General features: G+C 22.3%; 24 protein-coding genes. 22 read left to right on the top strand and 2 right to left on the bottom strand.

Annotated features, from left to right (window positions below):
- The first annotated feature begins 84 nt into the window (after positions 1-84).
- From AAHH39_RS10835 to AAHH39_RS10730, 22 genes are all read left to right on the top strand, one after another.
- Positions 85-1,293: a hypothetical protein gene (locus AAHH39_RS10835; protein ID WP_342218085.1), complete on the top strand. Its 1,209-nt coding sequence runs from the start codon at positions 85-87 to the stop codon at positions 1,291-1,293.
- A gap of 15 nt (positions 1,294-1,308) precedes the next feature.
- The gene (locus tag AAHH39_RS10830) at positions 1,309-1,692 is read left to right on the top strand and encodes a hypothetical protein (protein WP_342218084.1); all 384 of its coding nucleotides are present in this window, start codon (positions 1,309-1,311) and stop codon (positions 1,690-1,692) included.
- A gap of 815 nt (positions 1,693-2,507) precedes the next feature.
- Positions 2,508-3,026: a hypothetical protein gene (locus tag AAHH39_RS10825; protein WP_342218082.1), complete on the top strand. Its 519-nt coding sequence runs from the start codon at positions 2,508-2,510 to the stop codon at positions 3,024-3,026.
- Positions 3,027-3,160: 134 nt separating this feature from the next.
- Entirely contained in the window at positions 3,161-3,364 is a 204-nt protein-coding gene (locus AAHH39_RS10820; protein WP_342218014.1) for a hypothetical protein, read from the top strand.
- Positions 3,365-3,372: 8 nt separating this feature from the next.
- On the top strand, positions 3,373-3,810 hold the full coding sequence (locus AAHH39_RS10815) for a hypothetical protein (protein ID WP_342218081.1): 438 nt from the start codon (positions 3,373-3,375) through the stop codon (positions 3,808-3,810).
- Complete coding sequence (locus tag AAHH39_RS10810) at positions 3,800-4,093, top strand: hypothetical protein (protein WP_281748863.1); 294 nt, start codon at positions 3,800-3,802, stop codon at positions 4,091-4,093. The genes AAHH39_RS10815 and AAHH39_RS10810 overlap by 11 nt, the downstream gene beginning before the upstream one ends.
- Positions 4,094-4,096: 3 nt before the next feature.
- A complete protein-coding gene (locus AAHH39_RS10805) occupies positions 4,097-4,258 on the top strand; it encodes a hypothetical protein (RefSeq protein ID WP_342218080.1) in 162 nt (53 codons plus the stop codon).
- Entirely contained in the window at positions 4,258-4,455 is a 198-nt protein-coding gene (locus tag AAHH39_RS10800; RefSeq protein WP_342218079.1) for a hypothetical protein, read from the top strand. The genes AAHH39_RS10805 and AAHH39_RS10800 overlap by 1 nt, the downstream gene beginning before the upstream one ends.
- A gap of 15 nt (positions 4,456-4,470) precedes the next feature.
- Positions 4,471-4,602, top strand: coding sequence for a hypothetical protein (locus AAHH39_RS10795; protein ID WP_342218078.1), 132 nt, complete (start codon positions 4,471-4,473; stop codon positions 4,600-4,602).
- 101 nt (positions 4,603-4,703) lie between these two features.
- Positions 4,704-4,865: a hypothetical protein gene (locus tag AAHH39_RS10790; RefSeq protein ID WP_342218077.1), complete on the top strand. Its 162-nt coding sequence runs from the start codon at positions 4,704-4,706 to the stop codon at positions 4,863-4,865.
- The gene (locus AAHH39_RS10785) at positions 4,865-5,101 is read left to right on the top strand and encodes a hypothetical protein (protein WP_342218076.1); all 237 of its coding nucleotides are present in this window, start codon (positions 4,865-4,867) and stop codon (positions 5,099-5,101) included. The genes AAHH39_RS10790 and AAHH39_RS10785 overlap by 1 nt, the downstream gene beginning before the upstream one ends.
- Before the next feature lie 11 nt (positions 5,102-5,112).
- Entirely contained in the window at positions 5,113-5,307 is a 195-nt protein-coding gene (locus AAHH39_RS10780) for a hypothetical protein (protein ID WP_342218075.1), read from the top strand.
- Positions 5,308-5,414: 107 nt separating this feature from the next.
- On the top strand, positions 5,415-6,236 hold the full coding sequence (locus AAHH39_RS10775; protein ID WP_342218074.1) for a hypothetical protein: 822 nt from the start codon (positions 5,415-5,417) through the stop codon (positions 6,234-6,236).
- Positions 6,237-6,251: 15 nt separating this feature from the next.
- A complete protein-coding gene (locus AAHH39_RS10770; protein ID WP_338957013.1) occupies positions 6,252-6,410 on the top strand; it encodes a hypothetical protein in 159 nt (52 codons plus the stop codon).
- A 41-nt stretch (positions 6,411-6,451) separates the two neighbouring features.
- Complete coding sequence (locus AAHH39_RS10765) at positions 6,452-6,640, top strand: hypothetical protein (RefSeq protein WP_338957011.1); 189 nt, start codon at positions 6,452-6,454, stop codon at positions 6,638-6,640.
- 17 nt (positions 6,641-6,657) lie between these two features.
- Positions 6,658-6,843, top strand: coding sequence for a hypothetical protein (locus AAHH39_RS10760; protein WP_174480219.1), 186 nt, complete (start codon positions 6,658-6,660; stop codon positions 6,841-6,843).
- Positions 6,844-6,860: 17 nt separating this feature from the next.
- Complete coding sequence (locus tag AAHH39_RS10755) at positions 6,861-7,235, top strand: hypothetical protein (RefSeq protein WP_342218073.1); 375 nt, start codon at positions 6,861-6,863, stop codon at positions 7,233-7,235.
- Between the two features lie 18 nt (positions 7,236-7,253).
- Positions 7,254-8,435 (top strand): hypothetical protein, encoded by a 1,182-nt coding sequence (locus AAHH39_RS10750; RefSeq protein WP_342218072.1) that lies wholly within the window; start codon positions 7,254-7,256, stop codon positions 8,433-8,435.
- A gap of 14 nt (positions 8,436-8,449) precedes the next feature.
- Positions 8,450-10,147 carry a hypothetical protein gene (locus AAHH39_RS10745; RefSeq protein ID WP_338956996.1) on the top strand — a complete coding sequence of 566 codons (1,698 nt, stop codon included), beginning with the start codon at positions 8,450-8,452 and terminating at the stop codon, positions 10,145-10,147.
- Between the two features lie 3 nt (positions 10,148-10,150).
- On the top strand, positions 10,151-12,454 hold the full coding sequence (locus AAHH39_RS10740) for a hypothetical protein (RefSeq protein ID WP_342218071.1): 2,304 nt from the start codon (positions 10,151-10,153) through the stop codon (positions 12,452-12,454).
- Positions 12,455-12,597: 143 nt separating this feature from the next.
- On the top strand, positions 12,598-13,842 hold the full coding sequence (locus AAHH39_RS10735; RefSeq protein ID WP_342218070.1) for a hypothetical protein: 1,245 nt from the start codon (positions 12,598-12,600) through the stop codon (positions 13,840-13,842).
- Entirely contained in the window at positions 13,790-15,817 is a 2,028-nt protein-coding gene (locus AAHH39_RS10730) for a hypothetical protein (RefSeq protein WP_342218069.1), read from the top strand. Before AAHH39_RS10735 ends, AAHH39_RS10730 begins: the two co-directional genes overlap by 53 nt.
- A 49-nt stretch (positions 15,818-15,866) precedes the next feature.
- On the opposite strand, the gene AAHH39_RS10725 is transcribed toward AAHH39_RS10730, so the two are convergent.
- Positions 15,867-16,163 (bottom strand): hypothetical protein, encoded by a 297-nt coding sequence (locus AAHH39_RS10725; RefSeq protein ID WP_342218068.1) that lies wholly within the window; start codon positions 16,161-16,163, stop codon positions 15,867-15,869.
- A 23-nt stretch (positions 16,164-16,186) separates the two neighbouring features.
- Positions 16,187-16,468 carry a hypothetical protein gene (locus AAHH39_RS10720; protein ID WP_281748185.1) on the bottom strand — a complete coding sequence of 94 codons (282 nt, stop codon included), beginning with the start codon at positions 16,466-16,468 and terminating at the stop codon, positions 16,187-16,189.
- Between the last annotated feature and the right edge of the window lie 199 nt (positions 16,469-16,667).

The raw sequence follows: 16,667 nt of genomic DNA, 5'->3' as shown, positions 1-16,667 counted from the left end.
GTTATAATATTCATAACAATTAATAATTTAAAGTTGTCTTTTATTTAAAGAAAATTAAATTATAACTATTAACTTTATTCACCCATGAAACATCTACATCTTCAATTAAAAAGACAACAATTGCTAATTAAAAGATGTAGTTATTGAAAAATATTTCCATTTATTATAAATAATGGTGCAATTTCTTTAACTGAAACTGGTTATAAACCAATTAATAGTAAAATAAGTGATTTTGGTCAATATGAATTAATATTAACTGGTACTACTCCAGTTGTATGTATTTGAAAAAATAGTACAAAAATATATCAAAAAAATAAAGGTAAAATTGACCCTATAACTCATAAACCTAGTGGACAAGATGAATTTTATACAAAACAATATAAAATTGGTGATTATTGAAATGCTTATTTAATTGATGATACAAGTGGTGTTGATTTTAGTAATTTACCAAATAATCAAATATTTAAAACAGTACAAACAAAAAGACAATATACTTTAGTAATGTTTGAAGAACATATTACAATTGATGATTATTTACAATTTTTTGTTGTATTTAATGATGAAAATGAAAATATTGGTGGTAATAGTGGTAAAAATCAAGATAGACAATTATTATATATTTCAAATGTAACAAATTATTATAGTCCTTATAATGGTGCATTTAGTATGCAAGTTTTAACTTTTAGTAGTTTAAATGATAGAGTAGTTTCTACTGGTCAAAATACACTTGATTTTGTACAATATGCAATCGGGGGTAGTGGTTATGCTTTCCCTACTATTGAAAAAGGAAAAGTAACCTTAAATCGTACTTTAGTTCATAGAGTTTTTAAAAATTTAGAAGTAATTGAAGCAAATCCAATAAAAGTAAAGTTAGAAAAAAATCAACCTATTTTTGTAGCAATTGATGATGGACATCGAAAGTTTTGAGATTTTAAACGTAAAGGTATAAAACACTCTATGAGATTAATAACAACATATACAGACAATATTAATCACAAAGTACAAAATAAAAGAGTAAAAGCAATTATAAGACCAACAAGAACAGTAATTGGAGTTAAAAAAACTGCTGAATTTATTAAAGAACATTGTCAAAAATTTTATGAAAATGTTGAACAAGCAAAAATCATTATTTGTGGTGACAGTGCAGGGTGAATTAAAGATGTAGCAGATTATCTTTTTAATTATGTAGAAAAGTATGGATGACCAAAAATTATTCATCAATTTACACTTAAAATATTATTTTTAATTAAAAATTTGTTAAAAGTAACATTATTTAGTGTAAAAATTCTCTAAAAATAACACTTTATCATGTATCATTACTTTTCTACAAAATTAAAGGATTATCTTGGTACTGAGTTTATTTTAGATAAATTCCATTTAATTAGAACATTATATCTTGGAATAATGGCCTGAAATAAAGGAAAGTATGTAAAAGAATATAATCATTGTAAAAATTTAATTAATAATAGTCAATATGAACAATTAATTGATTATTTATATAAAGAATTAGATAATCATAAAAAATTAAAAAAACAGTATTTTAAAAATAATAAAAAAGGTATTGAAAATCAAAGTGCAAAGTGAAATATTGGCTGTTTTACTGAAACAAATATTTGACATGTTTTAAAAGAAATGATTGTTAATAGAACATATAGTATTTATTGGGAGGTTCCCAAAAACGTAGGAAGATAAATTACTAGATAAATAAATTCTTTTGAATATTACCATTTCAAAATGATGATAGATAAATTAAATTCTCTTTAACCCTTAAATTTATATTCGACGTATTTTAAAAAATATACATTTAAAAGATAAAATAAAAATTATTCTCAAAGGAAAAAGACAAGAAATAATCTTGTCTTTTTTTGTAATTGTAAAATTTTAAAATTTTTATTATTAACACCCTTTAAATATCTACTACACGCAGTGACCAAGTAGGAGAAAGTTAATAATTAATAATCTTCTTTAACGCTATTATCAACACGTGTTAGGGAATTAAAACAGTGAACCACAACACAGTTGTTAAAAATAGTGGCCAAAACATGTGGACTTGCATGGATAAATAAAAAGTGGAGTGATACCTAATAAAATATACTAACCAGTAATGGTAATTCTTGGGGTGGGAGCGAATTGGAAACTAGTATATATAGACCTACTAGGGAACCTATTGTATTAATTCTATTCTTTATTTAACCAACCTTGCCACCCCCCAGTGAGCAAGCGTTGGTTTTATTTTTTATTTTTTTTGAAAATTTTTTTGGGCGAGAAAATAAATTTCAAACTTGTAAAAAAAATTGAGCGGTGCCGGTTCAATTAAAATATTAATTTGTTTAACACAAATTAAATAAATATTGAATCGAATGCCTCGATTTCTTTTTAAAATTTCACAATTTATTTTTGAGCCCAGAATTTCTGGAATGAATAAAACTAATAGTATTAATAATATAAAAATAAAAATATATATTCTTTATGCTACAAGCAACAGAACATATTAGGAAAGGATTATTATGCAAATAGAATTTAAAAAAGAACAAATTGTAAAAGATAAACCACAATCTATTCTTATTGATTATGGTGAATATAAATTACAATTTCCAAAATGAATGGTTAAAAATAATAGTTTTATTGTTGATGATAAATATACATATTGAGTTTTTAATTTAGAAAATATTAAAAGAGAATTAAGTGGTAATGAATTAATAAAATTATTAGAACCATATATTAAAGACCAAAAAATAACTGTTAATAAACCAATTATTCCAAAAGAATATTATTTTAATGATATAAAACTTGAACCACTAACATTTTATGACCAGCATAATAGTTGATTTATGGGTGAAATAACTGATAACAAAACTAAAATTACTAATCCTTGTTTTAAATATAACATTACGTGAGAAGAAAACAGAAAAGGTTTTAAAATAAATAATCCATATAATCATAATGATTTACCAATTAATTATATAGTTACTTCTTATAAGGAAATTTCAACTCATAATGAAAAAGTATTTTTGTTGAACATGTAAACAACATAAATTAGATTATTTATTCTTTAATACTAATGATATAAAAACAAAAAAATATTTTTTAAGAGATAACAATAGTAAAGCAATTTGTTATGACTGTATTTTAAATATTAGGTTAAGTAGGAGGTATAAATATGGATAAAGAATATTTAACTAAAAGAGGAACGATTTACATAACGGACAGTGATGATATTGAATTTAAAATAGGACTAATTAAACTGATTGATGATTTAAAAAAAGATAATTTAGTTTGTGGTCATAAAGAATTTATTGAAGAATGTAAATATTGTTGATGTAATTGTGATTTAGAAATTATTAAAACAATTATTAGAGGTTAACTTAATTAATGCAATATGAGTTAATTATCGGTATTGACCCTGCTGGTATTGGTAATAACGGAATTGTTATATATTCAAATGAAACTAATAATATTCTCTTTAATGAAACATTTAAAACTAAAACAGTTTTAGAAAGCAAAAATTTGTATAAAGAATACTTTTTATTAATTAAAAAACATTCTGATAATAAAAAAATACTAGTTATTGTAGAAGATTTCTTTTTAAGTTCAAAACAATTATTAACTAATCCATTAGCAACTCCTAAAATTATTGGTGCATTAATGTCATTAATACAAGATGTTTTTAATTGAGATTATCTAGAAAATCACCCAAAAAACAAAAACAAAATAGCAAATTATAAAGGAAATATAAAATTAACAAAACATGAACAAGATGCATATAAACATGTTCAATACTATTTAAGGAATTATAAAAATGAAAGATAAAGCAAATTATGTCAAATTAACAGTAAAACTGAGTAATACTATTGAAGCAAAATATTACGAAAAAGGTAATAAAGAATTATATTATAGTGTTCGAGGTCAGTGAAATGGTTTAAACTATGTTACTTTAATTTTTAACAATCCAAAATTTTATAGACGATGTATTTTATTAAACAAAAATGATGAAATTATAGTAACTGGTCAAATCTTTAATACTTTAAACATTCCTAAAAATCGTGCATTTTGTTCAATTAATGTTAAATGATTTAAAAAATGAAAAGAGTAAAAAATGATATTATGAAAAATTTTATTAATAGTACCAATATTAATAACAATTATAACATTAATAATATTTTTAATATTTATTATTAAAGAATTAAAAAATGAATATAAAGTATTAAAAATATTAAGCGAAATTGCTAATCAAATTGAAAATAAGGAAATAAAATAATGAAATGTTTCAATTGTAAAAGTGAAGCAGTAGGATGTTGAAAAAGTGCAAGTATATTTGGATATAGTAAAGATAATTTTTTTAATTATGTAGAAAAGTATGGATGACCAAAAATTATTCATCAATTTACACTTAAAATATTATTTTTAATTAAAAATTTGTTAAAAGTAACATTATTTAGTGTAAAAATTCTCTAAAAATAACACTTTATCATGTATCATTACTTTTCTACAAAATTAAAGGATAATTTTGCATTTGATTTATATTTTTGTGAAATCCATTTAAAAAAAGTATTAAAAGAAAATGATATAGAAATTGATGAATTTGATGATAATAAAAATTAAAAAGAATAATAAATGTGGTTATGGTAGAGTTTATGCCCATAAATGTAGCAACTTATGTAAACAAAAACAAAATAAAAGAGTTAGGAAAGAAAGGTTAAATTATGAATAAAGAAAAAATAATGAAATATATTAATGAAAAATTAAAAAATGCTGAAGAACAATATAATGATGAATTTTATCAAGATTTAAAACAATATATAAAAGGTGAAATTGATTTTATTAAAATTTTATTAATTAGAGTAAAAGAGGGTGAATTTGACTAATGATAATATTGCCTACTTTGTTTGATAATAAAGATGAAATTGAAATATTATCACCATTTCCAAAAGCAATTCATACAAGTAATGATATTAGAGCAATTATTTTAAGACAATACCCAAATGTTAAATCAAAACACATAATTGTTTCTGACCCAGAAAGTAATGTTGCATTAATAGTTGGTGATAATGATGTTTATCAAGGTTGAATTAAAGTAACAGTTAAAAAATTAGAAAATTAAAGGAAAATAAAATGATTAATGATTATGAATGACTATGATATTGTGATAGTTATGGTTGTAAAAATAACAATAGTAATCAAAAAATATATGTTTGTTCAATCAAAAAAAATACAAAATTAGGATTATGTAAAACTCATTTTAATAATTATAGAAATATAACAATTGATTATGTTATTGAAATTAAAGGAGAAAAAAATGGATTATAAAGAAAAAATTAAAATTAGAATTCATGAATTTGAATTATATGATTATCAAGTAAATACTTTATTAGATATTGTAAGAGAAATGTTAAAAGCAAATAAAGGAAATTAAAATGGCAAACGAAAATACACAATCAAATTATACTTTAATCAAATTAATTAGAACTGGTATAAGTCCAATTTGTGCAATGATAGGTACAAGTGCTTATTATGGTCAAGTAATAGATAATCCATTATTAGGTTCAATTAATAGTTTATTATTTGGTAAAAAATTAGGTTTAGATATATGAAATTTAAATCAAAGACCAAATACAAAAACTAAATTAATTAATAGTTCTAAAAAAATTATTTTAGGTTTAGGAACAATTGGTTTAGCAAATTATAGTAAATGAACAGAAAATAATATTAATCCTATTATTCCAACAACACCAACTCCAATAACTACTACAACTACAACAGAAGGTCCTCCATGATTACTATTAAATAAACAAGAAAATCAGTCATTAATGGATTGAGATACATATATTAGTTTAAATGCTTATGGTATATCAAATCTTATTAGTGGAATTCTAGAATTAATACCTAATAAATTTGAAGCAATAAGAAAAATTTGTAATATGGCAACTGGTGGATGTTTAATATCAAGTGGTGTTGCTATGGGTATTAATAATGATTTTAATAATTCTTATGCAGTACCTACCATAGTTGCTGGTGTAAGTGAAATTATCCATAATTTACTTCCAATAGAAACAAATCATAATAGAGAAATGCAAGAAACTTCATTTACAAATGAAACTGCAAGATTAATAAATGATAATAGATTTACTATTAATAGTGAAACATCAAGTCAATATGGTAGTGGTAATATAAGCGAAGCACTATTAAATAATGATAATGCTTCATTAAATTGAGATTATAATCACATGAGTTTATAAAGGAGGTGAAAAATAATGAATAAAGAAAAATTACTTGAATATTACAATGATAAATTAAAACAACATGAAAAAGATTTACAAGAAATACGACTGAATGAAGGTATAGCTAAAAATATTTTAATAGACACAAAATATATGATTGAAAAAATTAATAAAGGTGAATTTGATGAATAATCAAAAATAAAAAAATAAAAAATTGAAAGGAAAATATAAAAATGAAAGAATTTTTAAAAGCACTTGAAACAATTGGAATAAGCACTGGTATATTAATTTGCAGAGAAATTATTGTTTTATTAAAACGATTTATTACAACTCCAAAACATGTTAGAGCAAATAACAAAATTATCAAACATCAAAAAAAATTAGCAAAATTAAATGAAAAGATTAATAAAGAAAATAAATAATAAAGGAGAAAAATAATATGACAAAAATTGAATTTAATGAAAAATATAGAAAACAAGATATCAGTATTGATAGAGATTTTGATTTACATATTGATAATTGTTTTAAATTTTCTGATATCAATACATTAGAAAATGCTGTTAATGATTATAAAAAACTAATAAGTGAAATGCCACAATTAGTTAAAGATTGATTATTGGGATAAGATTAGGAGAATGTTAAATGTTAGAAAATGAAAATAATGTTCAACAAACAACTGAACCTTTAACTGAAAATAATGCTCAACAAGAAATAGAAAATAAAGTTAATGAAGCAGAAAATAAGTTAAATAAACTTAATCAAGAAATTAAAGAAAAAGAAATAATTAATATATTTAAAAAATATCAAGTTAAAAGTGAATTTTATGATTTTTTAAAATTTAAAACTAATAATTTAGAAAATTCAAAAATTGAAGAAACTATTAAAAAAATCATTAAAGAACAACCAGTATTTAAAGAAACAATTAATACAGGTGGCAAACCACAAACAATAATAACAAATCAACCAAGTTCAATAAAAAGTACATTATTGGATTATAAAAATAATAATAATTTATAACAGAAAGGAAATCAAAAAATGGCAATACAATTCAATAAAAATTTAGATAATACCGAAAAATTAGTAGAAGCACCAGAGTTTATAGAATTTTATAAACAATCAAATTCACCATGAGCAAGTTTTTTTCCTATCGAAATGGTTAATTCAACAAAAATTGAATTTATAGTTAAAAAACCAAAAAATTCAGAAATTAAAGTATTAAAATGAAATGATAAAAGCAAAGGATTAGATGTTAGTTATGCTGAAACTATTAAAATTTTAAAAGAAATTAAAGAAGAAGCAGTTGCGGGTGAAATAATTGCTAATGTTGATTTAAATGCTGAAAATGGACAAAATTTATTAAATACAATGCAATATGAAGTTGCTAATGACTTAGCAGATTATTTAGCAAATAATGATACAAATGTAATTACAAAATATGCAACTAAAATAGACATTACTGATAAATCACCAGTAGGATATTTAAAATCAATGTTAGATGCTTGAAATACTTTATTTCAACTAAGAAATAGTAATAATTGTCGTTTTTTTATTACTAATAATCTTTATGATAGTATTGTTTATTTAGCTAATAATAAAGGATTAATTACTGATAATCAGATTGCTCAACAATTAAGATTAAATGGAAATGATTTATATATTAAAGGTGTACTATGTCAAATTGTAATGGATGATTATATGACATTTACTGATAATAATGAAACTAAAATTATGTCTTTTGTTTTAGCAACACCAAGAGCAATGAAAAGATATATGTTACAAAATACAGTTGTATATGTTCAAGATATTGCTGATGGTAAAGTTGGAAGAAGATATTTAGTTGGTGGAGAAGTAACTGGTGAATCAATACCCTATATAACAGATGAAGAAACAACTTCACGCTGAATGTTATGTGCAATTGTTAATAATGATAAAAATGATTTAAAAACTAAGATTACAAATTTAACAACTGATATTACTGCAAATGGTAATAACAATAACAATGAATTAAATACAGAAATAAAAAGTACTAATGAACTTAAATCATTAAATCCAAATTTAACAAATCCAACTATTAAATATTTTAGTGATGCACAAGGAAAAACTAATGTAAGTAATCAAAAACAAAAAGCAGGTGACTTATATATAACTATTACTGCAAATATTAATGACTTAAATTATAAAGGAACAACAAATCCAATTAAAATAACTCTTAAATAAAGGAAATTAATATCATGCCAATTGGTACAACTAGTACAGCAATACTTTTAAACATAAATAAACCAAAACATACTAGAACAAGTAACCAACAAGAAAATAAAAGTTTTTGATGAGAAATTTTAGAAATGATTGGTGTACAAGTAATAGCAGTAGCACTTGCTCCTTTTACTGGTGGTTTAAGTGAAAGTATAGCACTTGGATTAGGTGCAAGTGATTTTATTGCAAGTACTATTAATTTTGGTATTTATGCTACAACTGATTTTACTATTAATCAAGTTTATGATTATTTAAAAGGAAATGTAACACCATTAAATACTTTTTTTAATATATTACCTGCATTTGTTGGAATTAATAAAATTAGTCGTGGTTATCGTACTACTAAATTTATTAAGTTAGCACAAAAAACTAAAACATTAGAACAAATTGGTGTTAAAGAAGCAAAAAATTTACAAGAAATTATTAGTCAAGTAAGTGGAAAAGAAATTTTAACAGATAAAATCATTGGTAATAAACGTTATTTATTTAATTATAGTTTGGCACCTAATCGTGAAACAATAACACAAAATTTAGGTTATGTTGCTGAAAAACAATTTAAAAATAATTTTAAATCTTTAAAATCACAACAAATAAAAGAATATTTATCATTACAAAATACATTAATAAAATTAAGTCCACAATTAACTCCAAAGTTTAAAATTAAAGATATTGAAAAAGCAAATAACTTTTTAAAAAAATATAATACTGAATTAAAAGAAGTATTAAAAATGAACCAACATGATTGATTAAATTTAGTTCATACAATACATACAGAGAATAGATATGGAAAAACTTTAATTTTAGATTTACAAAAAATTCGTGCTAATGCTATTAAATTTAATTTTAAAAATAGTTCAATTCATAAAATTGTTTTAAATGCAAATAAAATTTTTAAGTATTTTGATATTAGATTTTATTTAAAAAAAGGTTTAAATAAATTTTGAAAAGATACACCATATTTTGAAAAATTACGAGAAAGTATATATAAATTACAAGAAAAATTTGAAAAATTAGAAAAACAAGCATTTGAAAAAATTAATAAATTAAAAGAAAAAGCAACAGATTTATTTACTAGTGCAGAAAAAAGAGCAATTAAACATGCACAATTAATTCCACTAAATTCACCAGTATTTATGGGTTGTAAAATTCAACCTTTATCATTAGACAAATGTGCAATTACTATTTATCATCGTAATCCTAAGTATAAACCAATTACAGTTGTTGATAGTATTCTTAAAGCAAAAACTTTTGTTACTCAAATACATCCATTTCATTGATATCGTTGATATAGTGGTTGATACATTGGTTATGGTGTTAATCGTAATAAATGATTAAAAGCAATAGCATTTGCTCCACCAGTGGTGCAACAAGTAATTAGAGATAGTTTTAAAGTATATAGAGAAATATTTAGAACTATTAGAACTTATCATAAAGTAGTAAATGTTATTAATAATCCTATTGAAAATATTAATAAATCATTTAAAAGTGTTGGTTTAAAATTTTCAGTTAATACTTTATTTGGTACTGGACTATTACATCATTTAGAAAAATTTGCATATAGTCAAGTTGTAGAAAAAGGTAAGAAAAAATTACAAAAAGAAATTATCCATATATCACATAGGAAAACTAAAACAAAAACTAAACATTATAAAAAAGCATTTTTTAAGGAATGATAAATTATGATTAATAAACTTTGAACTGATGTCAGTCTTGAAAATTATAATAACTGATATCCATTAACTGGAAAAATTACAGAAACTCCACCGCAATATATAAATACATGACCTAATGTAAAAGACTGATTTACAACTTTTGCTATTCGCGCTCAAAATGATATTAATGCTTATCTTGATTTTATTTTATCTAAATTTCCTTTTGATAGTTTTAAAGATGAATTAATTAAAGAAACATTAAGAGATATGGTTTATGTAATGGTTGAACATTGAGTATTTAATCGTACACCAATTGAATTTAATGTTGATGCTACTATTCAATTCAATAATGGTACATCATTTAATGCAAGTAGTATTCCTACAATTAATGTTTGAGATTTAGCACCAAGTAGAATGAAAATATGAGCAAGATTAACAGAATTAAAACAAGTATTTTCAAATTATAATCAAGATGAAATAGATATTGAAAAAATTGACTTAAAAGTATTTTATACTAGAAATCAAGTTGATGAATTAATTAAAGAACAAAAAGAATTTACATTATCAAAACAAATAAAATTATATGATGATTTGGTTAATGATAACGAAAATGAGATATATAGGGGTCGTGTTACAAACTTTATAAATAAAGGTTATGTTGCAACTGATTATGACCCAAAAACTGAAACAATGATTTTAGATTGACCTGATGAAATTGGTACATTACCACCAGAAGCATTACAAAATAATCCACAAATTGGTGATTTTACTCATGCTGCGACTGCTGACTTTTCTGCTAAACAACAAAAAAGAATTACTACTAATGAAAATAGTATTAAATTATTAGAAAATAAAGTTGATATTAATAAACAAAATATTGATGATATTAAAAATAATTGATTTAATATTGAAACTAGTCCTTTATGAAAAAAAATGTCTTCTTTTATTCCTAGTAATGAATTTGGAAAAATATATTTAGCAATATGAGGTTATATTTATCAACCACCTAATAATCCTACTGATAATTACATATATAGTAATAAAAAAACTATATTTAATTTAGGTGGTGAAATTAATAGAACAACACAAAAAACTATTAAGTTAGATGAATTGATTGTAAATGATAATGTTAAAATACAATTATTATTTACTAAGGAATTAAATGATATTACGGTGACTTCTAATGATGTTAATTATCAACCTAGTTCTGTTACATTATATCAATATATTGGAAAAGGAACACCAACTGAATTTATAGCAGAAGAAAGTACTGAACGTGATTATTATACAAAACTAGAAACTAATAATTTATTAGATAAAAAACAAGATAAATTAATTGCTGGTACTAATATAACTATTGATGAAAATAATAAAATTAGTGCTACTGGTGGAAGTGCAGATTTATCAGATTATTATAAAAAAGAAGAAGTAGATAAAAAATTAGAGAATAAAATGGATAAAGACCATTTTAAATATAATTTTGCTATTAATATTATTGGTACTGAATTTCCTAATTTAGAAACTACTAATAAAACTATTGTTGGTGCTATTAATGAAAATAAAGCAAATATTGATAAAAAACAAGATAAAGAAATATGAAAAGTAATAAGTAAAAGTAAAAATAATCGTGAATGAGATACTTTTGAAATTAATTTTAATACTGTATATAGAGTAATTATAACATTAGATGAATTACCAGTAAATCAAGCAAATATAAAGCATAAAGTAGAATTTAAAACTGGTAATTATTTAGGTGGAGATTATTTACTTGCAAAATTTAAAATTAAAGATGAAGATGTAATATTAACTTTAACTGTTAGAGAAAGTAGTTTTAATTGTAGTTTATATTTAAAAGGTGGAGATATTAATTATGGTGCTATTCTTTCATTAGAAGAATTACAAAATACAATTAAAGTTGATGTTACACCAAAATTAAAAATTAATTCAAAAAGTTTAGAAACAAATGAAGTTGAAGAAAATTGTTGAGATATTGAATTACCAAATAATCCAACACCAAGTCCAAGTGGTTCAAACTGAAAAGATGTAGGAACAAGAGAAAAAAATAAATGAGATAATTGACAAATTACTTATGATTTTATAGTTAATAAACATTATAGAGTTTATTATTCTTGAAGTATATATAATCCAGTTTATACTATTCAAGAATTTATTATAACGGATAACAAAATTGCTGGTGTACCAATACAAACCTTTAATGATAGTGTTAATATAGTAATTTTATCAGTTCAACATGCAAAATTAATTACTATTTATAGTGGAAAAGGTAATTTAAAAGGTAATGTATGAAAATTAGAAGAATTGCAGGAATAAAATTATGATTTTTAAAATAATAAAAATTATTTTAAGTTTAATTCGAGTTCTTTTATCATCAGCAATAGCGGGTTTAATTATATTTATTATAGTAAAAATTGTATTAAAAATTAATCAAATATTTTAGAAAGGTGGTGAATATTATGTTAAGTCTATTTAAAAGAAAAGAAAAAAGTAATATTAGTGATAATCAAAATGAAAAAGTAAAATTTTTAACTAATAAAAATAAAAGTACACATACTTCAATTTTAAATTATTTTGGTTTTAATGATTTTAATCATGAAACTTATTTTACTGATTTTGTAGCAGAAAATAATGCTAATTTATATAATGCTCCATTAGAAATAAATAATGAAACTATTAAACAATATTTAATTCAACAAGAATTTTATAGAAAAAATTGAAATTCTATTTTTAAATTAAGTAAATTAGGAATTAGTGGTTATTTAATTTATATTGCAAATGATGATTTATATTTTCAATTAGTAGATATACAACAAAGAATTTATGATATTACTGGTAAATTAATTGAATGTACTATTTTTTATGATAATTATGAACAAAATGCACAAACTGTAAGATTATTTGAAGTTTATACATTAAATAATAAACAAGTAACTATTAATCGTGCAATTTACAGTATTAGTGATAATAAAAAACAATTTCCCTTAGATTTTAGAATATATAATAATAATCCTAATTTATCACAAGAACAAACATTAAATATTAACTATATACCAATAGCAATTATGCGAAATAAAGCAAATGAATTAGCAGATTGTAATAAAGTAATGGATAAAATTAAAGCATTAGATGTTATCTATGAACAAATTGTTTTAGATACAATTTTAAATTCGCCTAAATTTATATTTAGTCAAACTTATGGTAATGTTCAATCAACATTAGAAGAAGCAGTAAGAACTTTGGTTACTAAAAACTATATATTTAAAAGCGGTGGAGATAATAATGAACAAAACGAAAATATCAATATGACAAATAGTAATTTTAAAGGTAAAAATTTAACTGATATATACGATTGAAATGTTAATGAAATATCTAAACGTTGTGGTATTCATATACCAAGTCAAAAGAAATCTGCACAACAATCAGTTCCCGAAAGTACAGCAGTAAATATTTCAACTATTAATTATATTGAACAAAAATTATGACAATTTAATATTGATATTCTTAAATTTATTCAAATATTAGTGAGAATTGATAAAGATTTATTAAATAGTAAAACATTTAATATTAATTATGATCAAGAAATTAATAATTTAACAGTTAAACTAAAATTATTTAATCCAGAAAATAACCAATTAATAGGAGAAAACAATGGACAACAACAAACCACAAACCAAATTTCCACAGAAACAGAAGCAAACTAAACTTAATCAAGCAAAAGTAGAAAATGATTATTTAATAGATAATATTCCTTATGATTTTACAAATATGATGAGTGCTACTAGTGACCCAGATATTAATAGAGCATATGATGAATTTAAAAAAAGAACTATATATATTTATGAAATTGAACGTTTATTTAAAAATAATGAAAATAATAGTTTAAAATTTTCAGCAAATACTATTAAAATTGGTTTTATTGATATTGATAAAGTATTAAAAACTACTGCTGTTGAAACATCAGACTTTACTATGCAATTAAATCAAAGAGCAAGTACTAATATTAATGATAATACTATTGAATATAGTATGACTGATATTAAAAATTTAATTTTTCAAGAAATAAATTTATTAAATCAATTTAAATTATATGCAGTATCTATTAATGAACCATTAAATGAAAATAATATTGATAATTTATATATTATTAATAATTATTCACAACCTTATCAAAATCCAAAAACTAGAAGTACTAAAAGTATTACTATTATTAAAATTAAAGATTTTAAAACAAGAGATGGTTATCCAATAATTATTAAATTACAAAAACCATTAGATAAAGATACCAAAGTAATTGGTTTAAAAATTAAAGCCCCTAGAAGCATGATTTTCGGCAATATAAAGGTGCTTGGTGAAGTTGACAATATGGAAGTATACCCAAAGTTATTTGTTAAAGATAAGATAGCATTTCCGTTATTATCAATGCCTATTGAAACTCAACCAAAAGTTAGAATTCTAGAACAATGATTTAGTGAACAAATATTACCTTGAAATCTTGCAAAACAATTCATAGGACAAGAAAAATCAGTTTTAGATTTAATTGCTATTGGTGGTGGTACTAAAACAAGAAAAGAAATTTTTAATAATGCAAGAGTAACACATGCTTGATTAGGTTATGAAATGGGTACTGTTTGAAATGGTCAGTGACCATTGAAAAAACAAAAAGAATTAAAAGACAAAGAAGTTTGAAATTTTCCGGGTGAAAGTCAATTTTATCAATATGTTGCAACCAATAACAGATTTGACGATATAGAAATTGAAATACAAGATGCGCCAACAGTTGATAGTTTACAAAAAGTATTATTAGATATGTTAACTTATACGTATACATATAATAGAAATTTTGATGGTGTATCTTTTAATCAAGATGATGTAAACTGAGATATTGCTAAATTACGTGCTAAGTTTGAAGGACAAAAACCTGATGAAGTTATTACTAATTTATTTAAACAATGAGAATTAGATTATCCAAATTATGTTAGTTTACCACAAATTAAAAGTTTTAAACAATTAGTTATTATGTTATCAAAATATATTTATTCAACATTATCAATTAATAAAGGATTAAATGATGATTATAAATTATTATTACCATATTATTTTGAATTAAAATCAAATCCTATTCATTCTACACCAGATAAAGTTTGAGAGTTTAAGGATGTAAAAGTAATATTAAAATCTGAGTATTTTGATTTTACAGATATAAATAATATTAAATTAAAAAATAATGATATTAGTCAAAATGAACTATTTAAACTAGATGATAATCAATTTAACTGATTATCTATTACTAATGAATTAGAAAGTAATAACATACCTTCCTTAATCCCTGCTGATTGAACATTAGGAAATGGTGAATATGGAAAATACTTTACAAGAGTAATTATTGAGAAAAATAAAATTGAAAATTTTTTAAATTTATATGGTTCAAATAAATCACAATTATTTTCTAAATTAGAATTTTATAAAGAAATTTCACAAATTGATAATAATAGTGAATTTGAATTACAAATTGAAAACCCGATTAATAACTTAAATCGGGTAGAAATTAGTGGCATATTTGGTTCTGGAAATTATGATATTATTTTAATTACTAATAAACAAGAAATAAATTTAAAAAATATTAATTTATTTGATAAATATAATGAAAATATTTCTTATATAAATCTAGAGATTTAATTATCAAAATATCCATCTGGATAAATACCATCCCATTTTATATCTTCTTTTAAAGAAGGATTAATTCCAAAATATAAATATATTTTACGAAAATCATTTCTTTTGTGTTCTCATATAGTTGCCCCCCCCAGACTGCTGTATGGTCTGGTTTTAAATAAAAATTTAATTTTTGTCTTCCGTCTTTACATGCAAAGCCTAAGGCAATACATGCAAAAATTAATGCTATAATAGTTGTTATTTTATAGAAATTTCTTTTTATTCATTTTTTTATTTTAGAGTTTATTTTTTCTTGTTGTTGTTTAACTTCATTTTGTATATTTTTTAATATTTCTTTACTATCTTGCATTTTAATTACTCCTTTTTTTACTATTAATGTAAGTTTTTTGTATTGTTGTCTGTTAAAAGCATATCCATGAACTTTTCAATATCTTCTTCTTCAAAAGTATCTTTTAAACAATTAAAACAAAAACGTGAATATCTATCATTCATCTTTAATCTAAAACAATAGGCACAAGCAGGATAATCACACATTATACAATTTCTGTTAGCAGGTCTATTACAAAATTTTGACATTACAAACTGACATTTATTATCTTTGATATGCTGTTCATATTTTTTTCAAAATTCTTTTTCTTTTTCTTTGTTAATCATAATTTATTCTCCTTTTCCCTTAATTTTACTTATAAATTGTACTATTTTTGATTATTTTTACAAGTATGCTTTTAAATGCAAAATAACGCCTAAATTAAAGGCGTTTATTTTATGATACCTATACTATTAATTATATTGAAATTGTTTATTATATTTTAAATATGAAAGTCGTTTTTTAAAAAGTTTTGATTTAATTTTA

Source organism: Spiroplasma endosymbiont of Amphimallon solstitiale (assembly GCF_964030965.1).
Classification (GTDB): Bacteria; Bacillota_I; Bacilli_A; order Mycoplasmatales; family VBWQ01; genus Spiroplasma_E.
Note: the sequence above shows the minus strand (reverse complement) of the source record. Positions and strands in the feature narration are given on the sequence as shown.